At 35.4% G+C, this 15,960-nt stretch carries 20 protein-coding genes and 1 pseudogene; 13 read left to right on the top strand and 8 right to left on the bottom strand.

All coding sequences use genetic code 11. From position 1 onward, the window contains the following. Positions 1-11: 11 nt before the first annotated feature. Both Q4P18_RS08095 and Q4P18_RS08090 read right to left on the bottom strand, forming a co-directional pair. Positions 12-332, bottom strand: a complete 321-nt coding sequence (locus tag Q4P18_RS08095) for a hypothetical protein (protein ID WP_303337698.1) — start codon at positions 330-332, stop codon at positions 12-14. A 40-nt stretch (positions 333-372) separates the two neighbouring features. Then, positions 373-819 carry a hypothetical protein gene (locus tag Q4P18_RS08090; RefSeq protein WP_303337697.1) on the bottom strand — a complete coding sequence of 149 codons (447 nt, stop codon included), beginning with the start codon at positions 817-819 and terminating at the stop codon, positions 373-375. A gap of 128 nt (positions 820-947) precedes the next feature. Between Q4P18_RS08090 and Q4P18_RS08085 the strand changes: the two genes are divergently transcribed. Both Q4P18_RS08085 and Q4P18_RS08080 read left to right on the top strand, forming a co-directional pair. Next, entirely contained in the window at positions 948-1,502 is a 555-nt protein-coding gene (locus tag Q4P18_RS08085; protein WP_303337695.1) for a zinc ribbon domain-containing protein, read from the top strand. Positions 1,503-1,526: 24 nt separating this feature from the next. Then, positions 1,527-1,718, top strand: coding sequence for a zinc ribbon domain-containing protein (locus tag Q4P18_RS08080; RefSeq protein WP_303337693.1), 192 nt, complete (start codon positions 1,527-1,529; stop codon positions 1,716-1,718). On the opposite strand, the gene Q4P18_RS08075 is transcribed toward Q4P18_RS08080, so the two are convergent. Next, positions 1,715-2,155, bottom strand: a complete 441-nt coding sequence (locus Q4P18_RS08075; protein WP_303337691.1) for a hypothetical protein — start codon at positions 2,153-2,155, stop codon at positions 1,715-1,717. The two genes, Q4P18_RS08080 and Q4P18_RS08075, sit on opposite strands and share 4 nt — an antisense overlap. Further along, on the bottom strand, positions 2,155-2,613 hold the full coding sequence (locus Q4P18_RS08070; protein ID WP_303337689.1) for an SseB family protein: 459 nt from the start codon (positions 2,611-2,613) through the stop codon (positions 2,155-2,157). Before Q4P18_RS08070 ends, Q4P18_RS08075 begins: the two co-directional genes overlap by 1 nt. A gap of 186 nt (positions 2,614-2,799) precedes the next feature. Here Q4P18_RS08070 and Q4P18_RS08065 point away from each other — a divergent pair. From Q4P18_RS08065 to Q4P18_RS08050, 3 genes and pseudogenes are all read left to right on the top strand, one after another. Continuing rightward, positions 2,800-4,208: pseudogene (locus tag Q4P18_RS08065) on the top strand (nicotinate phosphoribosyltransferase). A 259-nt stretch (positions 4,209-4,467) separates the two neighbouring features. Continuing rightward, positions 4,468-4,845, top strand: coding sequence for an SseB family protein (locus Q4P18_RS08055; RefSeq protein WP_303337685.1), 378 nt, complete (start codon positions 4,468-4,470; stop codon positions 4,843-4,845). Positions 4,846-4,916: 71 nt separating this feature from the next. Then, positions 4,917-5,165: a hypothetical protein gene (locus Q4P18_RS08050; protein ID WP_303337683.1), complete on the top strand. Its 249-nt coding sequence runs from the start codon at positions 4,917-4,919 to the stop codon at positions 5,163-5,165. Here the strand turns inward: Q4P18_RS08050 and Q4P18_RS08045 are convergent. Next, complete coding sequence (locus Q4P18_RS08045; RefSeq protein WP_303337681.1) at positions 5,162-6,109, bottom strand: ketopantoate reductase family protein; 948 nt, start codon at positions 6,107-6,109, stop codon at positions 5,162-5,164. The genes Q4P18_RS08050 and Q4P18_RS08045 overlap by 4 nt on opposite strands. Positions 6,110-6,262: 153 nt before the next feature. On the opposite strand from Q4P18_RS08045, the gene Q4P18_RS08040 reads away from it, so the two are divergent. Together Q4P18_RS08040 and Q4P18_RS08035 are read left to right on the top strand one after the other, a co-directional pair. Beyond that, positions 6,263-6,532: a hypothetical protein gene (locus Q4P18_RS08040; protein ID WP_303337679.1), complete on the top strand. Its 270-nt coding sequence runs from the start codon at positions 6,263-6,265 to the stop codon at positions 6,530-6,532. A gap of 12 nt (positions 6,533-6,544) precedes the next feature. Further along, positions 6,545-8,698 (top strand): heavy metal translocating P-type ATPase, encoded by a 2,154-nt coding sequence (locus tag Q4P18_RS08035; RefSeq protein WP_303337677.1) that lies wholly within the window; start codon positions 6,545-6,547, stop codon positions 8,696-8,698. Positions 8,699-8,732: 34 nt separating this feature from the next. Here the strand turns inward: Q4P18_RS08035 and Q4P18_RS08030 are convergent, their stop codons facing one another. Next, entirely contained in the window at positions 8,733-9,131 is a 399-nt protein-coding gene (locus Q4P18_RS08030) for a DUF3795 domain-containing protein (protein WP_303337675.1), read from the bottom strand. Between the two features lie 292 nt (positions 9,132-9,423). Between Q4P18_RS08030 and Q4P18_RS08025 the strand changes: the two genes are divergently transcribed. The 3 genes from Q4P18_RS08025 to Q4P18_RS08015 are packed head-to-tail and all read left to right on the top strand — an operon-like array spanning position 9,424 to position 11,597. Beyond that, positions 9,424-10,293, top strand: a complete 870-nt coding sequence (locus tag Q4P18_RS08025; protein ID WP_303337673.1) for a Fic family protein — start codon at positions 9,424-9,426, stop codon at positions 10,291-10,293. Next, positions 10,294-11,391, top strand: a complete 1,098-nt coding sequence (locus Q4P18_RS08020) for a hypothetical protein (RefSeq protein WP_303337671.1) — start codon at positions 10,294-10,296, stop codon at positions 11,389-11,391. It begins immediately after the preceding gene. Then, the gene (locus Q4P18_RS08015; protein ID WP_303337669.1) at positions 11,382-11,597 is read left to right on the top strand and encodes a hypothetical protein; all 216 of its coding nucleotides are present in this window, start codon (positions 11,382-11,384) and stop codon (positions 11,595-11,597) included. Before Q4P18_RS08020 ends, Q4P18_RS08015 begins: the two co-directional genes overlap by 10 nt. 62 nt (positions 11,598-11,659) lie before the next feature. Here Q4P18_RS08015 and Q4P18_RS08010 read toward each other — a convergent pair whose 3' ends face one another. Continuing rightward, entirely contained in the window at positions 11,660-12,568 is a 909-nt protein-coding gene (locus tag Q4P18_RS08010; RefSeq protein WP_303337667.1) for a hypothetical protein, read from the bottom strand. A 67-nt stretch (positions 12,569-12,635) separates the two neighbouring features. On the opposite strand from Q4P18_RS08010, the gene bsh reads away from it, so the two are divergent. The 3 genes from bsh to Q4P18_RS07995 all read left to right on the top strand — a co-directional run bounded on the left by bsh (position 12,636) and on the right by Q4P18_RS07995 (position 14,855). Beyond that, entirely contained in the window at positions 12,636-13,607 is a 972-nt protein-coding gene (gene bsh, locus Q4P18_RS08005) for a choloylglycine hydrolase (protein ID WP_303337665.1), read from the top strand. Between the two features lie 652 nt (positions 13,608-14,259). After that, positions 14,260-14,505: a hypothetical protein gene (locus Q4P18_RS08000; protein WP_303337663.1), complete on the top strand. Its 246-nt coding sequence runs from the start codon at positions 14,260-14,262 to the stop codon at positions 14,503-14,505. Next, complete coding sequence (locus tag Q4P18_RS07995) at positions 14,505-14,855, top strand: hypothetical protein (RefSeq protein WP_303337661.1); 351 nt, start codon at positions 14,505-14,507, stop codon at positions 14,853-14,855. Before Q4P18_RS08000 ends, Q4P18_RS07995 begins: the two co-directional genes overlap by 1 nt. Before the next feature lie 790 nt (positions 14,856-15,645). Here Q4P18_RS07995 and Q4P18_RS07990 read toward each other — a convergent pair. After that, positions 15,646-15,855: a hypothetical protein gene (locus Q4P18_RS07990; RefSeq protein WP_303337659.1), complete on the bottom strand. Its 210-nt coding sequence runs from the start codon at positions 15,853-15,855 to the stop codon at positions 15,646-15,648. Between the last annotated feature and the right edge of the window lie 105 nt (positions 15,856-15,960).

Below are 15,960 nucleotides of genomic sequence, written 5' to 3'. Positions count from 1 at the left end.
AAAACCTTTTTTTAGTCTATAAAACTCAAAAGTTTCTCTTTATCGAGAATCATCTTGTCTTCCGGAAGGTTTACAATCAGTCCGGTAAATCCAGGATCGTTTGCAGCTAGCTGGATAAAGAAGTTCATTTTGGTTGTGTACAGGTTGTATTCCTGTTCCTGTTCATCTAGTTTTAGGTATTTGTATCCTTCCTTATAGCTTTCATGGTTTGTAAATACTGGGATTTTAAAATCGTTTTCATCTCCGAAGGCTACAAAGTTCATATCCTCTCCTATTGGATATGTTGGACAAAATAACTGTATTTCTTTAAATTCTTCATTGTTTATTTCCATATAATCACTACTTTAATTATTAGTGACTTATGTTTATTAATTATTTCTCATCATATTCAAGAACTGAGTCCATGTCTATTGCGAAATCCTGGTTGTGGGGGTTTACTATGAGTCCTTTAAGGTTCGGGTCGTTTTTTGCAATGTCTATGAATTCATGTATTGTTGTGATGTATGGTTCGTCGATTATCTCCTCTTCAAATTCAAATGTTTCTATTCCTTTTATGTATTCGAATTCATCTGTAAATATTGGGATGAAATAGCTATTTCTGTTGTCTTTCTGCACTATTCTGACTATGCTGGTCTGCTTGTTTATTCTGGATTTTATTGTTATCAGGTATTCGTTGAATAGGGCTTCGTTTATGTTGTTCTTTATGTTGTTGAGTTCTGAGCCGTAGGTTTCAAGCAGTTCATCATACTTGTTTATGCATGTCTTCAGTTTGCTGTTTTTTATTATTTCATCCTTCAAGTTACTATCATTATACTCCATTTTATCACATAATTAAATATACTTTATACACAATATATATTTAGTATTATATAAATTTATTCATTTTAAATGTACAAAATAAGTATTTATAACTAATCATCCAAAAATAATAGCAGAGGTGTAAATCCATGAAATGTCCCAAATGCGGATCCGAAAATGTAGACGATTATAAATTTTGCAGAAAATGCGGAGAGCCTAACCCTGAGGCAGGCAAGGAAACTTCCAGCAATAAGGCTTCCAAGAAAAGTTTCGACGACCTTCTAAACAAAAGAAACCTATTTTTAGGAATTGCAATAATAGCTATTGTAGCAGTCATAGCTATTGGATTGAACAACGCAGGCTTTGGAGGTGTTCAATCAGGAAACGAAAAGATACTTAACATTGACCAGAATCAGTATGTCTCATCAGGAGAGAACGTTTATTCAATATCATTTACCTTAACCAACGCTCCAAAGGAAGCAAACAGCTATTTTGCAAAGGCAACATGGTATGATGAGGACGGAACAGTTGTAATGACAGATACTGAATCATTGGACTACAAATATATAGATGACAATCATATGGATATCTATATGGCTGAAGGCACTCCAAAAAACGTTACAATCAAGAACTGCGTAATTGAAATTACAGATTCCCAAGGTGAAGTCGTAACAACAGCAGACTACAAATGGTTAAATAAATAAAAAAAATAAGAAGTAATGATTCAAATGTCTAAATATTGCCCCAAATGTGGAAACAAACTAAAGGACAAAAGCAGGTTTTGCGTTAAATGTGGCTATGATTTCATCAATGACGATGACAAGTCTCGCTTCTCATTTAACACAAAGGACATGATAATTATCATCTTGGTAATTTTGATTGTTGTTTCCGGGGCTTATTTGACATTTCTTCTGTTCTAAATGTTTTTCAAATCAACTGAAAAGTTTTGACTGTGGGGATTTATGATTACTCCCTGGAAGTTCTCGTCTTCACTTGCTATTTTTCTGATGTCTTCAGGAGTCAGCATCTTCAAGTCAAGCTTGTCTAGAAAGAGCTTGGATATCTTTCTTGAACCTTCCCCATATTCATCAATGTCGGTGAATATTGGAATGAAGTATTCCTTTGACTTCTCATCAACATTGAATCTTACAGGCTTTTCTATCTCGTCGATTAGTGTGAAATAGACTTCCTTCTGGTATGTTTCACGGATGTTGTTTTTAAAGACATTCAGTTCGATTGAGGATTCGTTGTTTAACTTTCTATTGATTTCCGCATATGTGTCTATAAGATCCTTCAGTCTACTTTTTGAAGACTTTGTCTTGTCCTTCTTGTATGTCTCATAGTCTTCCAGCTTCATTAATCACAACTCTCGTGCTCTTGATTGCATATTGCAGCATTTATTATGTCTTCCTTTGGGAATATGAAGTCGGTGTCATATGGGTTGATTACTATTCCTACGAATTTCTCGTCTTCTATTCCAATGTCCAGTATGTCAAGTCCGGTCATTGCTTCGAACTCGTAGGTCCATTGGTCTTCATTAAGGCCTAAAGCCTCGATTCCCTTTTTGGCTTCCTCGACATCTGTGTATGCTGGTATGAAGTAGCTGTCGTTTTCGTCTTCTACTATCAGTCTTAGGATTTCGTTGAATTCTCTGTCTTCATTGTTTACGATAGCTATAAGTTCGCATTCAAGAACTGTGTGGTCTAGTTGGTGTCCGATTTCCGCTAGCTTGTCCATGTCCTTGTTTTCCTGTTCATCTATTTCTATAAACTCGTCAATCAATTTCAATAGTTCTGTGTTTTCTACTTTTGACATAAATCTCACCTTGTTTTAAATTTAATATTCTTATTTTAAATATAGTTTATGTTTATTGTATGAATATCCAGTTTTCAAAATATTTTTTATAAACTGTTCATTTTTTATCTAAATTAAATGATTTTATTTAATGCAAAACATTTTTCATCATAATGTTTATATATCTTAATAACAATATCATTGTATATGATTGAAAATAATATCTGTCTACTTACCGACAGTTACAAGGTAACACACCACTATTTCTATCCTGAAAATACTGAGAAGGTATACTCATATCTGGAAAGCAGGATAGGTTCTGAGTTCAACAAGACAATCTTTTTCGGACTTCAGTACACAATCAAGAAGTATCTTGAAGGAAACGTTGTAACTATGGAAAAGGTAGATGAGGCAAACAGGCTAATAGAGACACATATTGGGGAAGGAATCTTCAACTACGACGACTGGGCATACATTGCAGAAAATCTGGATGGCAGACTTCCGATTTCAATCAGGGCAGTGGCTGAAGGAACACCTGTAAATGTTGGAAACGTTCTCATGACAGTCGAAAACACCGACAAGAGATGTTTCTGGCTTACAAACTATCTTGAATCATTGCTTCTTCAGGTATGGTATCCCTCAACAGTGGCTACACTTTCTGCAGAGGTCAAAAAGCTATGCAATTTTTACCTTGACGTTACAGGCTCTGACAAGACCAACCTTGAATTCATGCTCCATGACTTCGGATTCAGGGGATCTCCAAGTGTAGACGCTTCCATGCTATGTGGTGCAGCCCATTTGCTAAGCTTCAAGGGAACCGACACCATTCCTGGACTTTCAATCCCTGACAATTACTACAACGACTCCAACGTTTATGGATTTTCAGTTCAGGCAACAGAACACAGCGTAATGACTTCACAGGGCCAGAAAGGAGAATTCGACCAGGTCATTAATGTAATCGACCATGCAAGGGACGGCATACTTTCAATGGTTATCGATAGCTATGACTACAGGAACTTCCTTACACAGTCAAGTATGCCTGACGGCAAACTGAACGGAGCCATCAAGGACTTTTTAGCTAAAAATCCAATCAACAAGATAGTATTCAGGCCTGACAGCGGAGAGCCTGTCTCAACAACCCTTGACTGCTTCAACATTCTGGAAAAGGGATTCAACACTGTAAAAACAGGTGAAGGGTATAAGGTGTTCAAGGACAACATCGTGTTCTCTGGGGAGACGGACTTGACTATCACAAGATTCGTGACATTCTTTTCTCCCTTAAAACCAACGGATGGGCAGCTGAAAACATAGTCTTTGGTATGGGCGGCGGACTTCACACTTCCACAACACGTGACACACAAAGAAATGCATTCAAGTGTTCAGCTCAAGAAAGGAACGGCCAATGGGTGGACATTTTCAAGAACCCGTTGGACACCAGCAAAAAGTCAAAGACTGGAAGATTCAAACTGGTCAGCAATGGAAATGTTTTCAGGACAGTGCCTATTGACGCTTGTGGTGACGACTACCTAAGGGAAGTCTTTAGAAACGGAGAGCTTCTAATTGAAGATACCTTTGAAGACATCAGAAAAAGAACAGAAAGCTATGTTAGTTATTAAGTAGAAAAAATATTCATTTTTCTACTTTTTTAATTAATAAATGGTTGAAAAAATCGTTCGTATGTGAAACTATTTTCACATAGCTATTTGGTTTATTGTTCATTTTATTTATATATTTTCACAACTTATTTTATTTTTATATTCTTATTTCAATTAATTTCTATACAGTTTATATTGATTCTATTTTTTCAATTGTTCCTATAGTACATTTAGTTAGCTTTATAAATAAAAATGCTTCATTATTAAAATGGTGATAGATATGAATAGCATTAAAGAGAGCAATATTGGAAATCTATTGAATCAACTGGAATTTGACGATTCTGAGGAATTGGTAAATGAGCTTAATAATGAAATCTTTGAAAACGAACTTTACATCATTTTGACAGACAACGGTGAACTTATGGTTCTGATTTCTCAGGAAAATGAAGGCGATTTCTTCGTACCTGTTTTCAGTGATTATAAGTCCTTATGCGCAGGTATGGATTCAATCGGTGATGATTCCTTGGATGCGGATATCGCAACCGGCAGGGACATAATGTCAATCTATTTTGATGACTGTGACTTTTCAGGCCTTATTGTCAATCCCAGCGATGACCACTATGTCTTTGAATGCGGGGATTTGGAAGCCATAAATTAAACACAACATTTATATACTCTTCATGTTATAGTATAACTTGTGTATAACTTATATGTAAGGACGTGAAAAATATGATATGCCCAAAATGCGAAACAGAATTCTATGGAGACAATGCCCACTTCTGCACAGAATGCGGAACCCATCTGATAAGAAACAGATCAATAGATGAACTTTCAATATTTAAGGAATCAAATATAAAACTGCATGGAAACAGGGAAAGAAAAGACCTTTCAAACAGCGACAAATCAAAAATAGACATATTGATAGAGCAGAACACAAGAATAATAGAGCTATTGGAGAATCTTAACAGATCCTGCTAATAATCGCTTTCAATGCTCTTTATCATATTGTACAATGTTCTGTTAACGTCAACGTTGATACCGTATTTATCCCCAATGGCTATTACCTTTCCTGTCAGGTTATCGATTTCAGTCTTGTTTTTCTTGGATATGTCCTGATAGGTTGAGGAATAATGGTTGTAGGTATCGGGAACAAGCTTGGAATAGAAAACCTTCTCGTATTCCTCAGGACTTTTCCACAATGTCTCATAGCCGGCGGCATCAATAACATCAAATATTTCAGCTATTACTCTGTTCATGATGCTTTTGGAATACTCGTTTTCAGTAAGCTTGCCGTAGTTAACTCCCAGAATAGCTCCCAATGGGTTCAATGCACAGTTGTAAAGCATCTTCGCCCAGAGATACTTGTCCAGATCGTAGGATATTTCACATTTTATTCCTGAATCGGTAATTGCCTGTGCTATGTTTTCAAGTTCCCCGGGGTCCTCTCCCTGAAGGGATCCCAAAAGTATAGGTTCGGTATAGACTGTGACCTCGCTGACGTTACGTTCAGGTCTTGAAAATCCTGTAATGACACGGGCGCAGAACACCTTTTCCTTTGGGAAATATTTCAGGTAGTACTCGTCGTTTCCAAAACCGTTCTGGAAGATAACTATCCTGTAGTCATCCTTCAATATTCTTGCATTTTCATGCAATTTAAGACTAATGTCCTCATTGGCTATTGTCTTGCTTGCAACGAAAATGTAATCAAATTGATTGTCCGGAATATCCTCGTATTTTGTATAGACTTCATACATATCAGGAGCAAATTCCAGTTGCTTGAACAATCCTATTCTTGAAATTCCATTTTCCATAGCCTTTGCAGTCCTTTCGCTGGCATAGAATGATACGTCATATCCTGAATCAAGCATGGAGCATCCCAATCCTATTCCAATGGCTCCGGAACCGTCTATCAATATATTCATCTTGCTGAACCTTCCTTATTTTTCTTGTTATTTTATTTTTATTGATCTTGTATCTCTTATAGTTTTTTCAATTGGAAACATTTATATAAGGTGAATTCTAAATTTAGGTATACCTAAAAATTATTTAGGTAAACCTAAAAAAGAGTGAAGAAAATGAAAGAACATTTGCATGAATTGTATGAACACAAAGAACTTCTGATATTTGCCGGAGGAATAGCCACGGCAATAATCGGAAAACAGCTATTGAAATCAGAAACCGTTAAGAAAACCGGAACCAGAGCAATGGCAAAGGTTTTGGAAACAAAAAAAGAAGCTGAAGAACGCTTCCAAAACATGAAAGACGATGCCGAAGACATGGTTGAAGACGCAGAAAGACTGAAAAAAGAAGAAATCTATGTAAACGAAGTTGAAATCGACGGATAAGAAGGTACTACAATGAAGTATCAGATTGTGTATGATAATGGAACCCGATTAAGGGTAAGGTCTGGAAGAAACGCATTTACAAAAACCGAAGGCTACGGTATTTCATCATTGCTTTTAGAATATGACTTCATAAACGAGGCAGTGACCTCCCATAGAAATGGCAGTATTCTAATACATTATCACCATCCAAAAGACAAAAGCAAAATACTTCAAATTTTGAATAACATATCCATAAATGATTTAAAAGATGAAAAACCAAATTCAAAACAACAGTTAAAAGACCTGTCAAACCAATTCCTATTGAAACTCTCCAAAAAGATTTTTAGAAGAGCTATAATGCAGATTTTTCTACCAGTTCCCATAAAAAATGCAATAACTCTATACAAATCCATAGGATTTATAATGAAAGGTATTGACAGCCTGACCAGCTTCGCAGTTGACGTTGATCTTCTTGACGCATCGGCGGTATCTGGTTCACTTTTAAAAAAGGAATATAGTTCAGCTAGCTCAATGATGTTTTTATTGTCAATTTCAGACCTTCTCGAAGAGTATACAATTCAAAAAACAAAGGATACTCTTAAAAATAGCTTATCACTAAACATATCCACAGTATGGTTGGTTACAGATGAAGGTAATGAAATATCATGCCCAATTGAAGATATCCGAAAAGGAGACAATGTAAAAATTTACATGGGCGATATAATTCCCGTTGACGGAAAAGTTGTCTCCGGTGAAGCGATGGTTAATGAATCAACAATGACTGGAGAACCATTGGCGGTTTATAAGAATCAAGGAATGACGGTTCACGCAGGGACTGTAATCGAAGAAGGCAACCTCATAATCCAAGTTTATTCTATTAACAATGAAACTCGTTTAAATAAAATCATCCATCTAATCGAAAATTCCGAAGATTTGAAAGCCGATGCCCAAAGCAAGGCTGAAAAACTGGCCGATTCAATTGTTCCATATAGTTTTTTTACAACCTTTTTAACCTATCTGTTCACCGGAGACACCACAAAAGCCCTCTCGGTACTGATGGTTGACTTTTCATGTGCAATTAAATTAACCACCCCACTATCAATCCTGTCTGCAATGAAAGAAGCCAACGAATATAGGATGATGATAAAGGGAGGAAAATTTTTAGAGAAATATGCAACCGCCGATACTATCGTTTTCGACAAGACAGGAACATTGACCAATGCAACTCCCCAAGTCGTAGACGTAATTTCAATGGGCAGCTACTCCCGTGATGAGATTTTAAAAATTTCCGCCTGCATAGAGGAGCATTTTGCACACAGCATTGCAAAGGCCATCGTAAAGCAGGCAGAAATGGAAAATTTACATCATGAGGAGGAACACAGTGAAGTGGAATACATAGTGGCCCATGGAATTGCAACTACCTATAAGGAAAAACGCGCAGTAATCGGAAGCAAGCACTTCCTTTTTGATGATGAAAACATAAAGTTCACAAGTGAACAGGAGTCCGTTATCCGGGAAAAAATTGAAGACCATTCTATTGTTTACTTGGGAATTGATGGAAAGTTAGAAGGCATAATCTGCATTGATGATCCAGTTCGCGAGGAAGCCGAACACGTAATTTCAGAACTTAAGAATCTAGGTATTGAAAATGTCATAATGCTTACTGGAGATAGTGAAAATGCCGCTAGAAGCACTGCAAAAAGATTGGGAATAACCCAATACAAGTCACAGGTATTGCCTGAGGACAAGGCCAGCATTATTGAAGAATTGCAAGGAGATGGAAAAACAGTAATAATGGTTGGCGACGGCATTAACGATTCGCCAGCATTGGCCGTTGCAGATGTTTCAGTTTCTATGATGCATTCATCGGATATAGCCAGGGAAGTGTCCGATATTTCCCTGCTGTCAGATAATCTTTTTGACTTGATTACATTAAGAAAATTAAGTGCGGGAATGCTTGATAAGATTAACAGCAATTACCGCAGGATTATCGGAATCAACGGAAGCCTGATCGTTCTGGGAATGTTTGGTCTGATGCCTCCGTCAATGTCCTCTTATATCCATAACTTCTCAACCATGGCCTTAAGTGCATTAAGCACAAAATCAGTTTTAAAGGGAGAGGTTGAGGATGAGGACAAGGTAAGCCTGATTGCCGATATAGCTAAAAATGAAATTGCTGAAGCCTGAAAGCAGGAGTTGATTTTCATCAAACTCCTTTTTTTTAATTTTTTCTGCCGCATTCGGAGCAGCTTTTTGTCTGGAAGTGTATTATTCCTCCACAGTCAGGGCATCTCCATCTTTCATGGTCCTGGATGTTTATCTTGTTAATGCCTGTAAACTGAATTCTCTTTGCGCTTTCCTGGGTGTTCAGACCATATCTCTTCTGTGACTTTTTAGAATGTTTTTTTATTAGTGTACATGGAAATTCGGAACATCTTCCGCAGTACTTTACTTTCTTTTTGTCAAGGCAGGCCTTTATCTTGCATTTGAGTGCTGCCTTTGTCTTTCCCCCATCGCCCTTCAGGCATCCTACACAGGGGTTCTGGAATTTCTCACAGCTTATACAGTTGATTCCACATGGTGCAAAAAGCTCAACGTCAATCTCTTCAGGCATTTTCATATATTACTGTTGGTTCTAATGTTTCATAAACTTTTTTAATAATGAGGTTTAAACTAATATCATATGCTTGTTTGCCCTTAAAATCATTTTAAATGGTTTTTTGGTTTGACAATACTATTTTTTCCATTTATATATTATAAATGTTATTTGTAACCTCACGAACAAATCTCGCGGTGTAGATCTAAAGAACAATCCAGAAAGGGGATATTAGTTTTCAAACGCTCTCGAATATCGTTTATATAGCTATTAAATTAACCTATAAGTAAAGATATTAAGTTTCAATGTGATATTTATGGAAATTAATTTTAGCTACACCAACGAAATTGTGAAAAATCTTCTGGAAATAGAGAAAAACAGGCAGATAATAAACAAAGCCGACTTGAAAACAGAAGACCAGCAATATCTAAAGGATAAAGCCATAATTAATTCAGCATATTTCGGATGCAAACTTGAAGATGAAAACCTGAACCACAAGGATTTCAAAAGCAAAAAGGAAGTTAAGAACTACATAAACCTACTGAACAGCTTCAAAAACCATGATGAGCTGTATCCAAACCTCCTTATTATTTTCAACAACCAGCTAACAAACGGAATCTTTGACGAGGAATTCACATTTGAAGCTGACATGGCAAACATGGAATTTCTTATTGACAACATACTGTACAATAAAGAATATCCAGACGTTATCATTATTGGAATTGCCCAATATGTCCTGAACAGGATGTCTCCATTCAGGCACATGAACGGAAAGACAATAAATGCAATAACCAGCTATCTTCTCAGCTTTAAGGAAATAGACCCAAACCAGTTTTTGGACCTGAACGAGTTCTTCTACATGAACAAGCTGGCTTACATAGACCTGCTGAACTATGACTTGACAGTATGGTTGGAATTCTTCACGGAAATATTGTCCAAAAGCATGGAACATCTGAAAAAAGAAGTAATATCTTTGGAAAGTGATTTTGATTTATCTGAAAAGGAAATTATGATTTTGGATTATTTAGAGGAAAACGAATGTATACAAAACAGACACGTTCAGGAAATACTCAATATTTCTTCAAAAACAGCCCATTCCTATTTAGATAAGCTATTGGAAAAGAATCTTATAGAAAGGGAGGGTAAGGGTCGAAGTATACATTACAAACTGAAAGCAGTGGTTTAAATGTATGACTACGATGAAGTATATGAAAAAATTATAAAAAACACAGAATCAGTCAATCTGTCAGCCGAAGAATCAATAAAAATAATAGACAAGATCTACAACGACCTGGAAATAGGCATTCTAAAACCAAGAAACATAAACAAAAGATGCCTTAAATTGATTTGCAACAGCCTTTCACGTCAGACAAACCAAAAGGAAGAGTTGAACATTGAGCAATACAAGATCAATTCATTTATCGAAAACGTTTTGCCAAAGCTCAAAATAACTGACGAGGAAATCAAAGGTCTTGAGAAGAAACTCCTCAGCTTGGATGAAATAAACAGCCAAACACTTGATTTTGCCTTAAAGAAATATCTGGATGAAATCGGAAACGATTCACTTAAAATGATTAGAAATCAGGATTTCAGAAAGTTTGACCAGGCCATAGTAACATTGGAAGACCCGGATTTTGCTCAAAAATATGGCATATATGATAGGGAAATTCTACTGTATAGTTTCATAGACCATGAGGAAGGCATACTTTTTGAGCTGTTGAGCGATGAAAACCATGAAAATCCCATCCTTACAAAAAGGGATTTGGATGATGAAATAATAAAGCACATCGACAGGGAATGCCTGGAAGATGATGAATATGCAGAAATCAGGAATTTGCGTTTTCTGGATAAGTTCAGGGACCAAAACAACCCGGATATTGTCACTGTAAAGTTCATCAAATCCGGAAAGTCGGAGCATCTTAAGGTAAGACTTGAATCTATTGTAGGTTCAAAAATCATAGGGACTCTTGTGGAAAACGCTGAAAAAATAGATGGATTATCTGTAGGCATCGAGGTTGTTGTGTCATACTGCTATGATTTTACAGATGAAATACATGTCTACTCAAATTGTGATTTAGGACAGCTGGCTTGGAAAATAAGGGAAATTTCAACTGATTTCAATAATCCTTCAAAAGATGTTATTGTAGAAAAATTGTCAGTATACAAGGACAATCTTGAGTTTGATTTTATTGTAGACACGTTCCACAGTATAATTTTCGACCATTTCAGGGACCTTAATGAATTTTATAATGAAATTGATAAGGAGGTCATTGAATGTATCTAGAGCTTTTGGAAGGTTTAAACAGAAATTGGGGAAGATTATGCACGTTGGAGGAGCTGAATGTAGCTACTCTTGAAGATTATCATGACTTTTCGGTTTATGTTCATCAGATGGTTGGTATAATAAATCGTGTCTCGGACTACGGCGAGGCTCAGGAGCTTTTTGAGGATACAAGATATTCGATTCTCACAAAACTCAGGGAAAAGTAGAAACTATTTTTTTTTAAATCACCAAATTATTGCCTTTCTTTAGAAAAATTGTCTTTAAATTTTTAGCTGTATGGTGCGGTAATTATGAAATAGATATATTGGGCAAGGACATAGGCCACTATGGCTATTGCAATCGCTATCTGAACCAATAACAGAATTCCAAGATCAACGTTCACAAGATTATTTACCTGTTTTGTTGCTGTTGCACTTATTACGAATGGGAATGTAAATGCAGCAAATGTTGGAAAGAACGGCAATCGTATATATTCCATTGCCTTAATCAGTCCGAATATATAGAATACTATGCTTAAAATGTACAATGCTATGATAAAATCCATACTTTTAGTTAAAGTTGTTTGAATAAATGCACATAGAATTAAGCTAAATGGTGCTGCGTAGATGCAGACAAGTGGCTTGAATGTATGGTCCTCAATGGGAACCTTGAAGTACCTGTATGAAACCAGAACCAACAGCACAACCATTGAAACAAAGCTGAAAATGAATATTCCGTCAACCAGCACATCAAGATTGAATCCGGCACCTGTAATCGCCCCCATACCAATTCCGATAAAAACCACAAAGTAGTTTGTATAGACTAGCTCCATTTCAAAGTTCAGTATGTGCTCCTTTGTGAAATATGCGATTAGAACAACATGAACCAGAAACGCCAGAAACCAGACCGCAAGTCCCAGCTCAAATGAAAAGTCCTTTAAAAACACAGCAAGCATCATCACGGCCATCGGAAGGGTGCCTGAAGTTCCAAGAATTATCGGGCTTTCAAGATCCTTCAACGTTTCCTTTCTAAATAGGAAAACTTTCAAAAACAGCATCGCAATCAAAAGCAATCCGACAGATGTAAAAATCCCAAAGCCCAATGGTGTAATGTCCTTAAAGAACATTCCAAGTCCGAAAAACGACAATATGATTCCACAGATAGGCAAAGGAATCAGTTTTGCTCTAGCCAAATTCATACTTCTATCTTTGTCTGTAGCAACATTTAAATACTTTATATGTTAATTTAAATTTGAGGTAATAAATATGTGCACAGCAGCAAATTATAATTCAAAATGCCATTATTTTGGCCGTAACTTTGACTATGAAATATCATATGACGAAGAGATTGCAGTTGTTCCTAGAAACTACGTTTTGAAATTCAATCATATGGATGATTTGGAAACCCATAATGCAATTACAGGCATTGCAGCTGGAGTATTGAAACAATATCCATTGTTCTACGATGCAGTAAACGAAAAAGGTTTAGGAATGGCTGGGTTGAACTTTGAAAACTATGCAGTATACAACGACGAAATCATTGACGGCAAAACCAACCTTGCACAGTTTGAGTTCATACCATATGTTTTAGGAAGCTGTGATACCTTGGCTGAAGCTAAAAAGCTCATGGAGGAAGTCAACATCACCAACGAAAGCATCAACCCAAAATTGCCTGCTTCAGCAATGCACTGGATGCTTGCAGATAAGACAGGAAAAGCAATCGTTGTGGAAGCAACCGAAAACGGCGTTGAAGTATTCGATAACGATGTAGGTATCCTAACAAACGCTCCAGGATTTGAATTGCAAACATTCAACCTTAACAACTACTTGAAAATCTCAAACAAACAGCCAGAAAACATTTTCGACAAGGACTTCAAAAGTTTCCTCTACAGCAGAGGAATGGGTGGTTTAGGATTGCCTGGAGATTACTCTTCAATGTCCAGATTCGTAAAAGGAGTGTTTGTACGTAGCAATTCAGTCGCTAAAGACGATGAGGTAAGTGCTGTAAACCAGTTCTACCATATTCTAGGTTCCGTAGAGCAGCCAAAAGGATGCACATTCATTCGCGACCCTGAACTGTACGAATATACAATATACAGTTCCTGCATGAATCTTGACAAATGCATCTATTATTACAAAACCTATGAAAATTTTAGTATCAATAAAATGGAGCTCTTAAAACAAGATTTGGATGGTTCCGAATTGGTATTTGAAAAATTAAAAACAGAAGAGTTATAATATTAATTTGATCATCCTATAATTCATATAGGATGATTTTTATTGTTTAATGAAATTTCTTAATTGGCATTTGCCATGTTATACTTGTTTTTATGGCCTTAAATAGATTTTCTTTGATTTTAAGGCATTTTTTCCTAATGGAAGCAATATTGTGCTTTCAGGGCTATTGATCAAACTAATAATTTCGATTTTGAAAATTGTTTTGATATGGAAATATTTACTTGCTTTTAAAGTATTGTTTTTGTTTGAAAGTGGCAAAAATGTTTTTATATGTTTTTTAACAAATCCATATTTGTGTACTTGCGAAATCATTTAATATGAAGTTGCATATAGTATTCCTTACTTGTAGCGCTGCAGATTTTTATTCGATATGGATGGTGAATGCGAGTGTTTATATGCAATCATAAAAATGAGGCCTTTTCAAAGAGGAGAGTTATATTATGAAATCTTATTTTAATTTTAATCAGTTCTTCTTTTTGGGAGAGCTTATGTTGGATGCTGGAGATTTGAAGTTGATAAAATAAGTGTCCAGTGCATTTATAGGACTGTCATTAACAGGGTTTATTATGCCTGCTTCAATCATGCTAAAGAGTGGCTGGATGTAAAATACTGCATTAAAACAAGGGTTTTTGACATTGATTCAAGAAGGATGATGAACAAGAGCAATAAGAGCGAGCATAGAATAGTTTATGAAGGATTATGGGACGTTGCAAAGATGGTTCCTCCAACTCAAAGAGAAGTTTTTCAGGATATGTCGGCTTATTTAAAGAACATGTTTGCAATGAGAAAGGATGCCGACTATAATTTATACGGCAACATAACTTACAATGACGTCGATGAAATCATAGGTCAAGGAATGGAAATATTTGAAAATTTAAAATTCAGGGAGGAAATATAATGGTGGAAACTAGAAGGCTGGAGAATCCATTGGAGGATTACACAAAATTTAATCAGTTCAATGTTGAAAGTCTGCTTGATGAGTGGAAAATTTACATAAAAGAAGGTGTTGATCAACTGAAAAACTTTTTAGAAGGAATAATTCACGAATTTGGGGGACTGCATGTGGAATATGAGCCTTTCTGGGATGGCGCATATCTTCCATGGTTTATTATAAAAATTCCAGATTTTGACTATTGTCTTAGAAAATCCTTAAGGCATGACATATATTGTAGAATGGAGGATTTTGCAAAAGAGAATAATATTCTGCCTTCATTTTACATGGCCAATTTCTGCTTAAGGCATTTTTAAATCCATCAATTATTTCTATATTCATTTTTTTGGGAAAATCAGACATAATTCCATTTTTGGATTTAATAAAACGTTTTTTCCCAAGATTTTACTTTTTTTTACAATATAGTGAAAGTTTTATAGTGAATTGCCAAAAAATTTCCATCTAATTTATGAATGATTTATCTTGTTTCTTGTTTTATGAGTTTGTAAAATTTTGTCATGTTTCCTTATTCCATATTTTTCTTCCAGTTACTGATAGAATTAATTTGTTATAAAAATTTGGTAAGGAACTATAATTTAAAAAAGTTTGAAATAATTTGATGATGGTTGTATGGAACAGGATTAATGTATACAACATCCTATTAGTATTAAAATAGATTTGAATAAAAATGCGCCTTATAATTAATTTTTACTCCTTCAGAGAGGTGGTCAAAATTATTTTTTGAATATTTCAAGTATTACAAAAATACCAAATAAGTTAATCAGAATGTTTTATTTGAAATTTTTTCATGAAAAAGTAAATACGTTTTTAATGAAATTTATAATTTTGTCCAAGCCTCCACATAAGAAAAAAATTGTCCAACATTTGAAGTGTTGGAAAACTTACTAATTATATTGTTTTTTTTTTAATTCAGAAAAGTCTGGATTCAGTTAAAACAGCATATTTGATGATTATATCAAAATTAACATTATCGATTAACATTTTGGTGCTATTTCATTATTCTTCTTTTATATTTTCCTTGTTTGAATATGTGCTTTAGGCATTTTTGATATTGCGAATTTCCCAATAATTTTGGATATAAAAGTGTTATATGGTTTTTTTCAGTTCGGAAAGTCTGGATTCACTCAAGCCAGTGCATTCGATGATGTCATCAAGATCAAAATCTTTAATCAACATATTTTTGGCTATTTCTTCACTCTTCTTTACTTCTCCTTTTTCTTCCCCTTTTTCATATCCTTCTTTATATCCTTCTTCTTTGAATATTTGGTTTACGCGTTTTGTTATTGTTAGTTCCATTCCAAATCTCCCAATCACTTTAGATTCTAAAAAAATATCATATTGTCTTCTTCAGTTCGGAAAGTCTGGATTCACTCAAGCCAGTGCATTCGATGATGTCATCAA

Source organism: Methanobrevibacter sp. (genome assembly GCF_030539665.1).
Classification (GTDB): Archaea; Methanobacteriota; Methanobacteria; order Methanobacteriales; family Methanobacteriaceae; genus Methanocatella.
This window is presented reverse-complemented; position numbering and strand designations above follow the sequence as displayed.